We start from the raw sequence: 15949 nt of genomic DNA, 5'->3' as shown, positions 1-15949 counted from the left end.
ATTATTAGTTCAGATATTTCATAAGTGGTTATTAAAATAGAAACTAGACTCTAACGGTTTACTATATAATAGAAAGGTAATAATAGGGAAGAAGTTAAGAAAAAAGGGTGATTACAACATGATTTCAAGTGATGACTTTTTTGAACGAGTTAGAGGTATGGTGATATATTCATGGGAAATATTTTCACAAAAGGTTGGAAGTGGCTTAGTAAAAATTAATAAGGAAGCATCTATGCAATTAAAGTATTCATATATCTTGCAACAATTTATACCAATAATTACTTTTAATGAAAGGGAAAAAATAGAGATAGAGTTGGAGTCAACATGTTTTTTAAACGGGAAGAATAGAGAAATTGATATTTTGATAAGGGCAACTAATTCTGATTTAGTATCATATACGATTGCAATTGAATTAAAATGCTATAAAGAGTTAGCCTCGTCAGGAAGACCAAGAGGTGCTCATGATATTTTTATGAAAGATGTTTACTTCGATCTATACTTACTTGAAGGGTATTGTAATTATAATCTTGCTGATTTAGGGATTAGTTTAGTCATGTCGGATTACAGAACCTCAGTAAATCCAACAAACAGAAGTGCAAAGTGTTGGATCTATGATATATCGGATGGTACGACGGTAACTGCTGGGACACACTTTTGTACTCCAATTGGAGGATATAATATTGATTTTACTCTGAATAAAAACTATTCTTTTTCATGGAGTTCATACGGAGACTATTGGTTTACAAATTTAATTGGCAATTAAAATAGAATATTCAAGGTTAAAAGGAGTGATCAAAAATGGATAGTATGATTTTGACTAAACTACAAAATGATATTGAAGAATCAGTAGATAGGTATAAATCTATATTAGCAATTCCTAGAAAAGAAATATCATTAGTACAAGATTTAGAACTGGTATTTAAGTATGTTAAGGATACTCAAGAACTGCATATTAATCAGTTCAACGAAAGAATAATGGAGGATTTTGGGGTATCTTTCAATACTGCTCGTAATGTTAGACCGGTCTTAGAGAGAGCAAATCTTTTAATGAAAACTAAGGATAATAAAATCAAATTAACAACAATGGCTGAGAATTATTATAAAACTAAGGAAATTGGTTATTTAACAAAGGGATTTATTTATAACTACTTTGGTTTTTTAGAGTTTTTGTATCTCATACAAAAAAAAGGACCAAGCCGTAGAAAGGAATTAATTTCTGACTGGGTAAAGTTGTATGAGAATGAATACAGTAAAAGAATAACTACAACAAATTTAACTCAATTTAGTAGGATTTATACATATCTTGTAGGCCTAGACTTAATAAGGTTGAATAATCAAATAATAGAAATGAACGATAAACATTACTTGAGTTTAGAGAAAATAGAATATTGGTAAATCTCCAAAATTAAACGATTGCTCAAGGTTTAATAAAAGACCAAACTTAGTGTTTGGTCTAGGCCAAATTATAACAGAGAAACTGGCTCTTAAATAGCCCTAGAATGCGAGTTAAACGCACGCCTAGGCTTTTTATCTAGTGGAGGTGCTTTAGGGCCTTATATGAGCGTAATAATACATTAAAACCATTTTGTTAAATCTTCATCATCATTAGTTTCTTTAGTTTTAGTTAGACCATTTCTAAGATAATTATCCAACATTAAAAATGAGCGTCCTAAATCATTAAGGTCTAGTAATAATTGGTAGGAGGCTACCTCCCCAGAATGAATAGTATATGGCCTAATTTTAGGTTGTCTCTCTTTCCATTCCTCATAGTCCCCAAAAACAATGTAGTCCCCATCTTCCTTATCCCAAACAGCATTGTCTAGAAGGAATTCATCTTCCTCGTATTCCTCATAAAACTCTTCATCTACTGAGATATTAGCCCAAGGGAACAATTCAGGAAACAGATCCTCATAACTAGCAAAAGGAAAGAAGACCATTGGCCAACTTTGGACTATCTTTTCATATCCTGTTTCTTCCTCAACCACAGATAAATGAAATGATCCCCGTCCAGAGGACTTATTGATCCACTCGTCAGATTTTAAAATTACTTTGTTTCCCTGCAATGATTCCTCCATCCAAGTTCTTGCTAAAACTAATGAATTTAACCGTTTTTCATAATCAGTAGTATTCTCAGCAATTTTTTTTAAAGTGTTCAAAGAACTTTTATCAAGAATTTGGTTTTTCGGGACAATTACTTTCCAACTGGATTCAGAAATTTTCTCTACTGTCTCATCGTTGATTGTTTCCCAATAGATGGTTTCATTATCTAAATCACAAAGAACCAATACAACTGGTAAAGAATGATTTGTCCAGTAATTATAATGTTCCATCTTTCCTCTAAAAATATATCCTATGCTGTTTTCTTCTTTAAGATAACTGCTGCCGGCCTTAATTTGTAGTGCAATAAGTCTCCCAGTTACAAACTCATCGTCAACTACTTCCATATGACCATCAATTCCGTAATCTTGAGTTGGCTGTTCTCTAAAAATCCAGCATAATTCATCCATTACGGCTCTCTCAACTAAGTTTACACCCTTACTCCCCTTATTATGATCGAACTTTGGAAAAGACATAGAAACCTCCCTATACCAATTTTAATAATGAAATTATATCATTCTATCCTTTATACTAAGTCATTTTTTATCAGGAGATTAGTAGAAAAAAGTTTATGTCGCATTAAGTTGATGATATAATCGAAATAATAAAATTGAAACGATGCGGTGATGCGTAAATGAGGTGGAAAAATGATCCCACAGGTACGTACTAAAGAAATACTAAAACAATTTAATCTGTCTAGACAGACACTTTATAACTGGGTAAAGGCTGGAGATATTACTGAACCAGAGAAAGATTGGAGAGGCTGGAGAATGTGGACGGAGCAACATGTTGATGAAATTACAAATACTATTAGAAAAAAGGAAGAACAGTTGAAATTACCAATTGATTATGATCAAAGACTTAACATAAAGAACAGAAGATATTTAGGTAGCAAGTATAAGATGTTGGAATTTATATGGAAGATTGTTAAAGAGAATTGTAAAGATGTAAATACTGTTGCTGATATTTTTGGAGGTACGGGGGTAGTTGCCGATAGATTTAACATAGAAGGTAAGAATATTATAGTAAATGACATTTTGTATTCTAATCATTTAGCGTATTGGACATGGTTTAGTGATGAGCCAATTGACCTTAATAAAGTCGAGAGTTTAATAAACCAATTTAATAATTCTAATCCTCTAGAAGACAACTATGTATCAGAACACTTTGGTGGAACCTATTTCACAGAATATAATGCAAGGAAAATTGGATATATAAGAGAAGAAATTGAAAAATTAACAAATCAAATTAACTTCCGAGAGAAGGCTATTCTTATTACTTCATTACTTTATGCAATGGACAAAGTTGCAAATACAGTTGGTCACTATGACGCTTACAGAAGAAAATTAGATTCATTAAAAGAAATCAAACTTTTAGTACCAGAATTTAAGGATTCCTATAATAAAGGTAATTGTATTTTTAATGAGGATGCGAATGAGTTAGTAAGGAGAATTAGTGCTGATTTAATTTACATTGATACACCATATAATTCACGACAATATGGAGATGCATATCACTTATTGGAGAATATTGCTGAGTGGAAAAAGCCTGAGGTTTCAGGAGTTGCAAAAAAAATGATAAATCGTTCTCATATAAAAAGTGAATATTGTACTATGAAGGCTACTAAGGCTTTCGAAGACTTAATTTCTAATATATCTGGTAAGTATATTCTTGTTTCATATAACAATATGGCACAAAAGGGTGTAGGCCGTTCAAATGCAAAAATATCTGCAGAAGAGATAGTCGAGATACTCAAAATGAGAGGAAAGGTAAGTATCTTTGATACTGATTTCCAAGCATACACAACTGGTAAAACAAACATTGAAGATCATAAGGAAATACTGTATCTTTGTGAAATAAGTAGGTGATAATTGTGTTACAAACTGAGATGAAATATCTAAAGTCATGTTTAAACTATACAGGTGGAAAGCATAAATTATTAAAGCAAATCCTCCCTTTATTTCCACAAGATATAAATAATTTTGTTGATTTATTTTGTGGTGGAGCAAATGTTGCAATAAACGTTAATGCAAAGGGAAGTCTTCGTGGCATAGATAAGCAGGTAGAGGTATTAAGACTTTTTAATACTCTAAAGGGAACAACGAAGGAAGAAGTATTTAACATTATAAATAGTATCATCCTAAAGTATGAGTTAACGGATACCAATAAGAATGGTTATTCTTATTATGAATGTGAATCAGGGAGTGGACTTGCAGTTTATAATAAGGAGCGATTTTTAAAGTTAAGAGAGGATTACAATAATCGTATAAACGACAATACTTATTATGATCTTATGTTTTATCTTTTAACGGTTTATGGATTTAATAATCAAATCCGGTTTAATAAAAAAGGGCATTATAATATACCCGTAGGTAAAAGAGATTTTAATGACAAAATACAATCTAACTTAATTAATTTTATCGATACAATCAAAGAAAAAAATATTGATTTTGTATGCCATGATTTTCGTGAAGTTGATATAGGACTTTCAAAAGGGGATTTTCTTTATGCAGATCCACCATATTTAATCTCAACTGCAACATATAATGAGCAAAATGGTTGGACTGAAACTGAAGAAAATGACTTATTGAACATATTAGATATGCTAAATGCAAAAGGTGTTAAATTTGCTTTATCGAATGTACTTGACCATAAGGGTAAAGAAAATACCATTTTAAAAAATTGGGCTAAGAATTATGAGATTTACCATCTAGACTATAACTATAATAATTCAAACTATCAAATCAAAGAAAAGACAACTAAGACATCTGAAGTACTCATTACTAATTATAGGAAATAAATTATTGCCTTCTCAGCGCTGTTGAGGAGGTTTTTTGTTATATATTATTGGAAACTATTTAACAAATGGGTAATATGGATTATGATGATAAGAGGAGTTAGATTCTATTAAAAGGAAGTATGATATATGTTATACACAATTGATAGGGTTCAGTATGCTAATACTAATGGTCATTACTACTTCTTTGAGTTTATGGAAGTGAATAATATTAATGGTCTTACAGTGAACGGTTATGAGTTGCTTAATCAAAACTTATTCTGGGAAGCACTATCTGCTATGGTTAGTAATGTAGAAAAAGAGAAAATCATCTTTCTACGTAATTATCAGCAGGCAGTAAGAATATTTATCTTTTATCAACAAGGACTTGAAAAGTATATTAGAATTGAATTAAATCCTTATTTAAATCAAGTAAGTGGTGAGATATTAAATTTCAACCAACTTCAACAGTGGTTTAGAGGACTAAATAATATTGACGGACAAAGCAATTCAAAAGGATTAGGAGCCGCTAGAAATACAAACATTGATAGTTATGTAAATGGTTTATTACAATCCCTTTATAATAACAGCCAATTCCAAGATGATAATGGTCTTGTATTAACCAAAAGTTTGCTCAATGGTGATACCACTAAAGGTTTTGATCTAGATTTATTTCAATATATACCATCGACAAATGAATATGTAATATATGAGTTTCTTAAAAGGGAAAATCAACATATAAATAATATACAAGCCCATCCAATGAGGTATTGTTGGACAGGTGGCACAAGTGATAATAAACAGAAATATATATCCTTATGGAATAAGAAACAGCATTTAAATGGCCGATTATTTTTAATTAATTATAGCGATAATCCAAATGAGAAAATCTCAATTATAGAAGTTTTGAGTTTAGATGCTACCAGAGGTATTACATCTGAGAATAAATATTGTATGAGTAGAATTGTCTTCTTGGGTTGGCTACACGATATGCAAAATTATAGTTCTAATAGCAGGGACTATTTCTCTGATTTTAAAGAAGTTCATTATGACCAAGAATTCTTTGAAGATTTTAATGCTAATAAGAGAAATTATGGTACAGAGTTTTCAAATATATTTATCTAGGGGGAGATTTTTTTGCCGGGAACATGGAGTATAAGTACCACTTTAAGAAATCCTGAGCGTATCGTTGATTTCTTGAGGGTGCTTTCACGGTTTGAGGGAAAACCTTTTAACGAGAAAACCCAAGGGTTGTTTTTTAAAGAATTAATCAGGACGAAATTATATACACCAACTGGAATATCAGATTATTATAAGCAGAAGTTTGAGGATCCAGAAGAATTTACGGATAGTGAGTTGTCAGATTTATTAAGTCAAGTATTCTATGAGAATAAGAGTTTCAATAACGATCAAGAATTAGCGTATGCTATGAGAGGTCGAACAGCAGTCAGCAATATCACAAAAATGGGATTAGCAATTGCTAAAGAATCAATGGGTGCAGTTAAAATAACTGATTTAGGAAAGATGTTATTAAAAGATGAAGTAGACTTAGTCAATGTATTCTTCAGGTACTTTTTAAAATGGCAAATACCTAACCCAACTGACAAAGGATACAAAGATTTTGATATTGTGCCTTTCATTGCAGTTATGCATGTCATAAGTAAGGTTAATAAAGAGTGGAAAAACTTAGGCCACAAACCTGTTGGAGTTTCAAAAGAGGAGTTTTCATTATTCTTAACAACCTTAATTGATTATAAGGATATAAAAGAGCAAGTATCAAAAATAATTGAATTTAGGAAAGAGAAACGTTCGCTTGATAAAAACGCTGCACAACGTTATGTTGACAGAAGATTTATCGAAACTGCAATAGAGGTCTTTAAACTAAACCTTTCTGAGAAGAAGAAAATAGAAACTAAAGTAAATAACCTTTATGATTATGGCGATTCTGCTATAAGATACTTTAGACAAACAAAGTTATTATATTACAGAGGAAATGGCAGATATGTTGATTTAGCCCCTACTAGAAGAGTAGAGATTAAAAGGTTATTGGAGAATTTTGACGGCCGCGCGTTAAGTTTTAAAAATGCCGAGGACTATTTACGTTATATGTCTGATATTAATAAACCTGCTCTTCCGTGGGAAAATATGGATGATTTAAAGTCAGTTTATGAAAATCTATTAGAACAAGCAAGGTTTTTACAAACTGATATTAACAACCAGTACCGAGATCAGGCTTTGCATCAGTTCACTTTAAGTAAAGTTGATTTAACAAATATAAACGATTATAACAAGGAAATAGCAAAACTAAGAGAAGTAATAAAAACACTAAATAATGATTTAGCAATATTAAAAGAGAGAAGTTTAGAGAACATAGATTTATATATTAAGAAATTAACAGAGTTAGCCACAAGGAAAAGAAGTATTAGTGGTCAAGATCCATTAAATCTTGAGTATTATACTACTTTATCTCTAATGGCTTTAGACGATGCAAGGGAGATTACTCCAAACTACTCAGTGGGTGATGATAACCTTCCTTTATTTACAGCCGCTGGTAATAATCCGGATATAGAATGCAAATATTCATCATTTAGCATGATTTGTGAAGTTACACTTCTAAGAGGTCGTGATCAGTGGTTTAATGAAGGGCAACCAATAATGAGACATTTAAGAGAGTTTGAAGAGAGAGACTCAAATAAATCGCTAGATAATTTCTGCTTGTTTATTGCACCTAATATTCATCGTGACACATTAAATACTTTCTGGATGAGTGTTAAACTAGGCTATGAAGGAAAAGTCCAAAAGATTATCCCTTTGACAATTATCCAGTATGTAAATGTTCTCAAAAAGGTGAAAAAATTGAATGAGAAAGGTGTTAGGGTAAATCATAAAGATATACAAAATCTCCTTTCGAACATTTTTGATAAGAACATAGAGGCAGGAAATGATTCAACTGCATGGTTAGCAAGTGTTGATGAAGTAATAGAACAATGGAGTAATTCTTTATCAGCATAACGATAATGAGATATTTGAAATGAAAGAAAGAGTGGACTTGATCTACTCTTTTTTTTATTTTTTAAAAGGAGAACATACGTTTGTGTATAACATGTATATATATTAAATAATCATAGACAATGGAGGCTTACTCATGAAAAAGGAGCAATTCAAAGTGGAAGGAATGGACACAGAATTTGTTGAATTTCGACACAAAGAGCATAATATTTTGTTCACAAGATTTGAACGTATTAGGTTTAAAGGAGAAGAAGTTCGAGAAGAGTCCAAATATTTATACCTTATTTATATTTTTCGTAAAAAGCATAGGGTAGTAAACAATCATAATGATAAAAAGGAAATGGGCTCCTTTAACATAATTTGTTTTAATCAGGTCTATCATACCTTCGATGAAATGGTTCATAATCTTATTCCAATTTTATCAGAATATATTTTAGATCAAGACGAAATTTTTAAATGCTTATACAAGGTTCATAACCTTGATCCAAGAGACTAGTGAAAACAAGGAGAATATCCTTGTTTTTTTAATAGAGAAACGGGTTTTGGGCTGCTATTTAAGCAATTATCAGTTAAAATAGTATACAAATTTATCCAGATAATATTGTGTGGAGAGGAGCCATTCAATGCAGTACATGATTCCAAAGTTATTACATAAAATATGCTTTTATATTATGTTGTTCATATACTCGGCTATTTTCACACTAATCTGTTACCCTTTATCTATAAGGTATTTAGAGTTATCTTCAATAGATTATTTATTGTTTTCAATGTTTTTATTAGCACTTGGGGGGGCATTCTTTGAAAGGTCATTTGTGTACTTCTACCTAGAACTAGAAAAGGACTACGAGGCAATCAATAAAATACATTATGTGGTAATTTTCGTCGTTAAGGTCGTTGTGTATATAGTAACAGGCATTGCAATTTATTACTTCAAAAGGGACCTTTACCTAGCATTATATATACCACTATTTCTCATAATTGGTGGGTGGATTTGGTTTAGTATATTGAAGGGCTATATTAAAGTGAAAAGGGAAAAAGAGAAGATGGAAGCGATAAAGTTTAAGAAGCAAGTTGAATGTTAATTGGGACTAATTAGTAGGAATAATTTCTATTATCTTACGGAAAAAATTATCCAAAATACAATAAAAAAAAAGGTTTAAAGAAACATTTGTTGAAAATAAAATTATACGTTCTTTGAATTCATATTTAATTGTGTCTTCCAGTGTTAACTTCTCTTTTGCTAGGCGAGGATTCCTTTTTCTTTTATGATGAGTAAAGACAAATGGAAGCGTGTGAACTATTTGTAGTTTCACACGCTTTTTTTATAGAATTTCTTAAAGAATTACACATGGCGATATGAACAGATATAATTGAAAAAAATTTCATACAAGTACATAATTATTAATCTACTTGTTTATTTAATGCTGATCTTAGTATGTTTTCTAGGTCCCACCACTCATTATTAGGGAACACTTTTTTTATAATTTCAATTCTGCTATTAGGATAAGCCTTAACTTTTTTTATGTTAATAATAACAGAGATCTCCTTATCTGTATTTAACCTGTTTAAAGTAAGTTCATATATATTCGGGTGACTATCAGGCTTTTTTCCTCTAATATATATAGGCGACCTTGTAACCTTAACTAAATTGTTTTGTTCCAATAACTTGATATGATTTATGGCTGTTCTAACAGAACATTGAGAAGCCAGTGCAATTTGCTCATAAGTCATATAGAACTCATTATTTCTATCTGCAAATCGTTTGGAGTGAATGAATAAAGCAAATAGAGTCTTGTGGAGTTTTTTGGGATATTGATATAATGTCACCATTTCACTTCTAGAGACAATAATTTCATTTATGCCTCTAGATAGAACTACATTTTTTTCATAGACTAAATTAACAATTCTTTCAATTTCTGTATAACAATCTTTAAGTGGTGTATTATAAAACTCCTTATCTTGTTTATCCATCCAATGTTTCAGTTCTTGTATACATATATCTTTTTCTTCTCGTAGAGTATTGAAAAGCACTGCGAGTTTACAAGTAACAGTATTTCTGGTTCCCGGTTTTCTTAATCCATTTTTATAGAGATCTTCTAAGGAATCAAATGTGTCTTCGGAAAAATCCAGATTACCAAGTGGGGTTCTTTCTAACTCCTTACTGTGACTTTTGTTGTCCCCAAATTCCTCCTCACCTTCTTGTATATCTGATATCAAGTCTTTAATTATATCCACATCCAGAGGTTCAATATTTAAAAAGTAATCAAAGGATCGTATAGGATAAAAGTCATTATATACATCAACATACCAGCATACATTATTATTCTTATCCTTACTTTTATGATTAATACTGAGAGGAAGTTTCAATCCTTGAGTAGGTGTAGGCCGAAGTTCAATTTCCCCATGTATGTTTCCACCTAATAAGTTATATGCTATCGAAACTGCTGCAACGAATAGTTTTTTCACTGACTTATAGGGAATTTCATCTGAAAAATAAACATCAACATGGAAACCCTTTGTACCACTCCAACTAGTAAAGATGTTATTGGTTGGGATCCCAAGAGTATTTAATGACTCATAGAGAGCCAAAACTACCTTTTTTGCTTCCGGAATATTTGGAATATCTACATCAAACGTGACAAACTTACTGTGTGTTTTCCTGCAGAATATACCATAAGTACTATGCTGCATGATATGTGATTTTAGAAATCCATCGTGAAGGGATACGTGATTTTCATTATTGGATTTATTGAATGTATGGTAACTGCCATTTTCATTAAGTTTTATGTATTTGTATCTAACAGTTATAAATAACTGTTTCATTTTTTCAACAATCAAATTTATATCATCCATAAAGCACATCCTTCCTTTATAAAATAACACAACGTAAATATGACAATTATAAGTGAGAAAAATTGCACTCAAGTACTTAATAATTACTCCTTGCTACTTTTTAGATGGTTTTTTTATAAGAATATCATGTGATATGATAACTTTCATTTTTTCACAAAAATCCGTCACAAATATCTTATTTCATATTCACCTCGTTTTTTTTATTTTGTGTTACAACTGTTGTAAGCCAATTTAATTGGAAAAGAGAAAGGAGAGGATGATTAGTGCAAGATAATATTTATGAACAATTAAACTTTGAACTTAATGAGCAGCAAGATTTAATCAATAAGAAAAAAATGATGATGGGGTACCTCAGATTGACTAGTAAGCAACATGATTTTTCAGCGGAAGAAAGTAATAAAATTTTAGGAGCCCTAATTTCAATAGGTACTTCAAAAAATCAAGGAGAATATGAATATTACACTGAAAATATTCTTGCCTATATAAAAGAATTACTGTCAAAAAATAAAGTGTGTTGAATTTTGTTGTTTTTAGATCAACATAATTTAAACGGTTTTAATGACAAATAAGAATTTGTTCGATTTTCTACTAATTGAGGCTGGCAAAAGTCAGGGGGCACGCTATAATACGACTACAGAAAAATTTGTCAGATAATATGTCTTATGCGACAAAACGAAGGGCATAGCCTATATCTTTTTGTCGCATAACATAAATATTTCGTATTAAATTTTTGTCGTATAACATAGTGCAGGAGGATATCCATTATGGAGATTATTTCAGTTACCTTTTCCCAATCAATTAATGAATTTAGAAACTATTTGATTGAACTGAACAGAAGTAAGAACACTATTAAAAGTTATGTTCAAGATTTACACTTTTTAGAGAATTGGTTGTTTTCTAGACACTCTGATCCAATTATGGTGGAGGCCATAACGAATACTGATATAAAAGATTTCGAGCGTGATATAAAAGAAACCTCTACTTTATCTCCAATGACTGTTAATCGAAAACTAGTAACAGTAAAAAAGTGGTCTGAGTTTTTATTTGAATCAAGATTTTCTCCTATTAACTTGGGTCAAGAGATTTCAACTATGAAGGTTCAAAAACAGAATACCATTCGTTGGCTAACGAGACAAGAAGTTGGGCGTTTATTACATGCAGTACAATTAACAAAACATAAAAACTTTCAAAAAGGGTTATTACATGAAACACTTATTATTCTTCTAGTGAATCTTGGATTACGAATTGAGGAGGCTTGCTCCTTAACAAAGAATTCAATTTCATTTCACAATAATTTGGTAAATGTGTTGGGGAAGGGATCTAAGCACAGAGTTGTGCCTCTAACTGAGAAAACAAAAGCACACATACTTATATGGTTGGAAAATAGGGATAATGATTCCGATTATATTTTAGTTAGCAGCAGAAGCAGTCTATTAAGCACCAGAGCCGCACAGCATATTTTAAAAAAATATAGCACCCAACTAGGTATCGAGATTACCCCCCATTCTTTAAGGCATACCTATTGCAAACAGTTGGCAGATAGTGGAGTGGGACTCCAATCTATAGCAGATTTAGCAGGTCATAGTTCCATGGATACTACTCGAATTTATGTTACACCTTCTATTAAAGAACTCCAAAGTGCTTTAAAGAAAACAGAGTTTTAATAAAAATCAATAGTCAATTTACTAAATGGGGAGATCACATTCCCTATTTTTTTATGTTTAATATTTCAAAGAATTGAACCTTATAGTAGATTTAAACGTATATCATATTAACAAAAAAGAAATCCTTAAAATCTAATTTAAGAGGGGGAAGCCTGATTAGCATGAATAGTATTGTAAGTTTATTTGAATTTCTGAACAATAATACTGGTGCACTCTCAGTCTTAATAAATATGACGCTTGTTATAGTTACAGTGATATATGTAATTTTAACTGGAAGTCTTTCAAAAACTTCAAATAAAACCATTGAACATACAATTAATGAAGTTCACGAGAAAAAGAAACGAGAAGAAACCATAAGGAAGAATTTGATATATCTGGTTAACAGCGAAGTCTATATGAACTCATTTATTTATGTTTTTTCTCAATATTACTTACTTAATGGTAAACAGATTAATTTAAAAGAGAAATTAAGACATTATATTACTAGTGGGGGAGCAACAATCGATAGGACTTCTAAAGGCCATATCGTTGTTCATACTAAATTAGATACTTGGAAAGAAATCAACGCTCAATGTGCACAATATTTTTCTAATAATCTTATGCAGGAGTTAACAGGTTACTACACTGGGGTAGAACACGCAAAAATTTACTCAATTAATGGAATGTCTTCTGAGAATTTCGTAGAAGTTTGTAAAGCGCAACTTGTATCAACTTTAAAGTGCGTAGAGTTGTTACAAGAGGAAGATCCAAATTTAAGAATTAGTTTAGAATATGAAATTGATGGAAAGTATTTAACAATAGATAAAGATCAAGGAACTATTATTGAAGTTGATAAAAATTATATTCAAGCAAAATAAGCGTAAAGTTTATATTGATATTAATCAAGACTATTGATATATCAAAAGGAAAGCATCCTTCTTTCTATAACTACATATAGAAAGGAGGGGATTCATTTTGGAAGATTATATTTTGAAAAAAGATTTACAAGTTCAAGGTCATACATATCGTATTGCAATATTTCAGGAAAAAGACGGTGCATTATATTACTCTGTATTTGCAGAAATATTCGAGAACGAGGCATTTGAACTTATTCATGGTGGTAGTTTTGATTCTAGAGAAGATGCCGAAGAGGATATTAAAAACATTCTTCGTTATTTAGTAAGTGTTGAAGATGGATACTAATCGTTGTAACAGAAATTTTTGAAAATATTTATTAATAGTCCTTAAATTCATTAAATCTATTTTAATGAATAACAATGATTATAAATAAAACTCAAAATAAATTTGGATGAAAATAATTATTTTTTTCATCTGAAAAAAATGGATACATAAGGGAAATAAATGATTGAAATAAATGAAAAAAATGTAAGAGGCGAATAAAATAGAAAATAGTCAACATTTAATCATTTTGCTTATTTTTAGGACGAGAATGTCTCAAACAACTGATTCTGGGACGTTTACTAAATTAAATAAACGTTGTATGATTTAGGGAGAATATATCGAATATATAGAATACACTTTGGGGAAGGGCTACCTAGGAGCCTTTCCCTTTTTCCATTTGCGGAAATATGAAATAAAACGCGTTAGAATACTCCTATAAAGTTAAAAGCAAACACCATATTTGTTTTGATAGGAGAAAGAAACATGTACTATTTAGACTATTTTTCTAGTTATTTTTGTGTTGTAGGTCTTGTATGGTTTTTATTGCTCCTCAGTATCAAATATTTACCTTCATTCTTTAAACAAGAGAGAAGAACAGTTGAAAGGTGGCAAGAAAGACTATTTTTATACAGTATTCCTATATCTTTGGTACTTGGGTATACGTTATTTCATTTTACTAACCTATATGAGTATATGAGATTAGTTTAAGGATAGTGATTCAATATGGTAGATTACTTCGAACTTCATTTGAGCAGTGAGTGCTATTTCGGGGGAGAGTTACAAATAAATACAGGGCTAAATTGTGAAAAACGAATACTATATTTAATTGCTGATTTAAATATTCTAGAATCATTTTTATTAAATTTAAATAGGAAAGATGTTTATCGGATATTATTTCATAGTATAGATACCGTAGATATTAAAGACTTTCAAGAGTTTAAAGAGGTATGTAAGAAGTATAAACTAGAGCATGGTTTAATAGTACTTCGTCAGTAGCGAGAAAAAGGTTTACCAGAAATAAAATAAAAAAAGACCAATTTGGACCTTTACAGGAATAATATTCTGTAGTATTATCTAAATAAGCAATATATATTATATTAATTTAGTTATTTAAGATTTTTAATTTTTCATATATATAAATTCAAATCTCTTCCTTTTTATTACTTAAAGAGAAGAGGACAAAAGATATACTTAATATACTGAACTAAATAGGACAAGAGTATGCGAATTACTTTATCGTTTCTCTACGTCTGTCGTTTCGTGCATTTCACCTTCGTGTGTATTTGCTTTGCGCGAACTGTATATTAATTTTATCTTTGTTCTTTTAACTTTGTAATAATCAGGGAGGGATTTTTTGTGTTGATCTTTTATCATTAAAACCATTGTATGAGAGCGTGCTTAAAAATAACGATGTTTTGTTGCTCTGTGAGAAATTTGTCAGGGAAAAGTGTAGTTATCTAGGTTAAAAAGACCGAATATTCAGAAAAGGTGATGGAACTATGAAAAGATCAGCAATTATTTATGCCAAAGGCTATACACAAGATGAGGCAGCACCTCATTTAGAAAAAGTAAGAAATTACTGTCTTGATAATGGATTAGCAATATTGGAGGTTTTGTACGATGAAACTTCTCACAATCTAAAGGACTTGAACTGTTTGAGAACCCTTTATGAGTATATGAGTTCCAAAAAGGTAAGTACGGTTATTTTCGTAAGTTGTCTTCCTTATGATTGTATTGGAAGTTACATATACCAATTCCGTTTTTTGGCCGGATTTGAAACTCTTAAATTTCATAATGGTCTTCTTGACACAAGTATGGATAAGGCCAGAAAGAAAAAGTTTGTTTTTAATCAGACTGCCATCGATGAGGGGTTAAGTGTAGACTTCGGAAACTTAGTTGAAGTCTTATCTCAAGACCAAGACAACTTGCAATTTATCAACAGAGAGGAAAATGCGCGGCTGCTTGAGGAGATAAAGTGGAAAAAACAAGAGGCTGAACGAGACTTCAATAGAGATAAAGGGATACTTGGTATTGTTTTTGATGAAAGTAATAAATCAAATATGGCTAAGCATGTCAGTAGACAATTGTTTATTGATAAATCAGGCTTTGCTGATGCAATGGTTTACAGCGGACTTTGCGATTTAAAGGAAGTGTTAGAATCCAAAAAGTACTATAAAGTCGTCTGTGACTTAATAGGATTTAGTGATATTGATGACCTTAGGGACTTTATATTAACTTGTGAAGATTATGTTATGGAAGTTCAATTCGATTTTGGTGATTTATCTTCAAGAGATGAATATGAGTTGTTGGCGATTCTTGATGAACTAACTGGAAATGCTTAAAACTCACTCATCCTTTATCTATATTATTATCGAAGTTTTAAATAAAA

The 15949-nt window shown here is 30.8% G+C and carries 16 protein-coding genes; 14 read left to right on the top strand and 2 right to left on the bottom strand.

The features are described 5' to 3' along the window. Positions 1-118 precede the first annotated feature (118 nt). Positions 119-763, top strand: a complete 645-nt coding sequence (locus tag MKX83_RS23725; protein ID WP_341058460.1) for a hypothetical protein — start codon at positions 119-121, stop codon at positions 761-763. A gap of 35 nt (positions 764-798) precedes the next feature. Then, positions 799-1395 carry a hypothetical protein gene (locus MKX83_RS23720; protein WP_341058458.1) on the top strand — a complete coding sequence of 199 codons (597 nt, stop codon included), beginning with the start codon at positions 799-801 and terminating at the stop codon, positions 1393-1395. A gap of 179 nt (positions 1396-1574) precedes the next feature. Here the strand turns inward: MKX83_RS23720 and MKX83_RS23715 are convergent, their stop codons facing one another. Further along, entirely contained in the window at positions 1575-2573 is a 999-nt protein-coding gene (locus MKX83_RS23715) for a DUF4365 domain-containing protein (RefSeq protein ID WP_341058455.1), read from the bottom strand. A gap of 171 nt (positions 2574-2744) precedes the next feature. Between MKX83_RS23715 and MKX83_RS23710 the strand changes: the two genes are divergently transcribed. The 6 genes from MKX83_RS23710 to MKX83_RS23685 all read left to right on the top strand — a co-directional run bounded on the left by MKX83_RS23710 (position 2745) and on the right by MKX83_RS23685 (position 8964). Continuing rightward, positions 2745-3965 (top strand): DNA adenine methylase, encoded by a 1221-nt coding sequence (locus MKX83_RS23710; protein WP_341058453.1) that lies wholly within the window; start codon positions 2745-2747, stop codon positions 3963-3965. 5 nt (positions 3966-3970) lie between these two features. Next, positions 3971-4897, top strand: coding sequence for a DNA adenine methylase (locus MKX83_RS23705; protein ID WP_341058450.1), 927 nt, complete (start codon positions 3971-3973; stop codon positions 4895-4897). A 126-nt stretch (positions 4898-5023) separates the two neighbouring features. Beyond that, positions 5024-5998 (top strand): hypothetical protein, encoded by a 975-nt coding sequence (locus tag MKX83_RS23700; RefSeq protein ID WP_341058448.1) that lies wholly within the window; start codon positions 5024-5026, stop codon positions 5996-5998. A gap of 12 nt (positions 5999-6010) precedes the next feature. Beyond that, positions 6011-7885: an AlwI family type II restriction endonuclease gene (locus tag MKX83_RS23695; RefSeq protein WP_341058446.1), complete on the top strand. Its 1875-nt coding sequence runs from the start codon at positions 6011-6013 to the stop codon at positions 7883-7885. 133 nt (positions 7886-8018) lie between these two features. After that, a complete protein-coding gene (locus tag MKX83_RS23690; protein WP_341058442.1) occupies positions 8019-8378 on the top strand; it encodes a hypothetical protein in 360 nt (119 codons plus the stop codon). A gap of 127 nt (positions 8379-8505) precedes the next feature. Continuing rightward, positions 8506-8964, top strand: a complete 459-nt coding sequence (locus MKX83_RS23685; RefSeq protein ID WP_341058438.1) for a hypothetical protein — start codon at positions 8506-8508, stop codon at positions 8962-8964. A gap of 319 nt (positions 8965-9283) precedes the next feature. Here MKX83_RS23685 and MKX83_RS23680 read toward each other — a convergent pair whose 3' ends face one another. Beyond that, positions 9284-10735: a TOTE conflict system archaeo-eukaryotic primase domain-containing protein gene (locus tag MKX83_RS23680; protein ID WP_341058436.1), complete on the bottom strand. Its 1452-nt coding sequence runs from the start codon at positions 10733-10735 to the stop codon at positions 9284-9286. Positions 10736-10998: 263 nt separating this feature from the next. On the opposite strand from MKX83_RS23680, the gene MKX83_RS23675 reads away from it, so the two are divergent. The 6 genes from MKX83_RS23675 to MKX83_RS23650 all read left to right on the top strand — a co-directional run bounded on the left by MKX83_RS23675 (position 10999) and on the right by MKX83_RS23650 (position 15902). Further along, positions 10999-11253 (top strand): hypothetical protein, encoded by a 255-nt coding sequence (locus tag MKX83_RS23675; protein WP_341058434.1) that lies wholly within the window; start codon positions 10999-11001, stop codon positions 11251-11253. 246 nt (positions 11254-11499) lie between these two features. Further along, positions 11500-12399 (top strand): tyrosine-type recombinase/integrase, encoded by a 900-nt coding sequence (locus MKX83_RS23670; RefSeq protein WP_341058431.1) that lies wholly within the window; start codon positions 11500-11502, stop codon positions 12397-12399. A gap of 161 nt (positions 12400-12560) precedes the next feature. Next, complete coding sequence (locus MKX83_RS23665) at positions 12561-13256, top strand: hypothetical protein (RefSeq protein WP_341058429.1); 696 nt, start codon at positions 12561-12563, stop codon at positions 13254-13256. Between the two features lie 97 nt (positions 13257-13353). Further along, on the top strand, positions 13354-13581 hold the full coding sequence (locus MKX83_RS23660) for a hypothetical protein (RefSeq protein ID WP_341058427.1): 228 nt from the start codon (positions 13354-13356) through the stop codon (positions 13579-13581). A 702-nt stretch (positions 13582-14283) separates the two neighbouring features. Further along, the gene (locus MKX83_RS23655; protein WP_341058423.1) at positions 14284-14556 is read left to right on the top strand and encodes a hypothetical protein; all 273 of its coding nucleotides are present in this window, start codon (positions 14284-14286) and stop codon (positions 14554-14556) included. 503 nt (positions 14557-15059) lie between these two features. Next, positions 15060-15902 (top strand): hypothetical protein, encoded by an 843-nt coding sequence (locus MKX83_RS23650; protein ID WP_341058421.1) that lies wholly within the window; start codon positions 15060-15062, stop codon positions 15900-15902. The last annotated feature ends 47 nt before the right edge of the window (positions 15903-15949 follow it).

Source organism: Cytobacillus sp. FSL M8-0252, assembly GCF_038007345.1.
Lineage (GTDB): Bacteria > Bacillota > Bacilli > Bacillales > Cytobacillaceae > Cytobacillus > Cytobacillus kochii.
The sequence above is the reverse complement of the archived record's forward strand: the minus strand, read 5'-3'. Positions and strand labels throughout refer to the sequence as shown.

Bases quoted from the DNA above. Each gene is read 5' to 3' on its own strand.
- MKX83_RS23725 (WP_341058460.1), top strand. From the start codon at position 119: ATGATTTCAAGTGATGACTTTTTTGAACGAGTTAGAGGTATGGTGATA.
- MKX83_RS23720 (WP_341058458.1), top strand. From the start codon at position 799: ATGGATAGTATGATTTTGACTAAACTACAAAATGATATTGAAGAATCA.
- MKX83_RS23715 (WP_341058455.1), bottom strand. From the start codon at position 2,573: ATGTCTTTTCCAAAGTTCGATCATAATAAGGGGAGTAAGGGTGTAAAC.
- MKX83_RS23710 (WP_341058453.1), top strand. From the start codon at position 2,745: ATGATCCCACAGGTACGTACTAAAGAAATACTAAAACAATTTAATCTG.
- MKX83_RS23700 (WP_341058448.1), top strand. From the start codon at position 5,024: ATGTTATACACAATTGATAGGGTTCAGTATGCTAATACTAATGGTCAT.
- MKX83_RS23690 (WP_341058442.1), top strand. From the start codon at position 8,019: ATGAAAAAGGAGCAATTCAAAGTGGAAGGAATGGACACAGAATTTGTT.
- MKX83_RS23685 (WP_341058438.1), top strand. From the start codon at position 8,506: ATGCAGTACATGATTCCAAAGTTATTACATAAAATATGCTTTTATATT.
- MKX83_RS23680 (WP_341058436.1), bottom strand. From the start codon at position 10,735: ATGGATGATATAAATTTGATTGTTGAAAAAATGAAACAGTTATTTATA.
- MKX83_RS23670 (WP_341058431.1), top strand. From the start codon at position 11,500: ATGGAGATTATTTCAGTTACCTTTTCCCAATCAATTAATGAATTTAGA.
- MKX83_RS23665 (WP_341058429.1), top strand. From the start codon at position 12,561: ATGAATAGTATTGTAAGTTTATTTGAATTTCTGAACAATAATACTGGT.
- MKX83_RS23655 (WP_341058423.1), top strand. From the start codon at position 14,284: ATGGTAGATTACTTCGAACTTCATTTGAGCAGTGAGTGCTATTTCGGG.
- MKX83_RS23650 (WP_341058421.1), top strand. From the start codon at position 15,060: ATGAAAAGATCAGCAATTATTTATGCCAAAGGCTATACACAAGATGAG.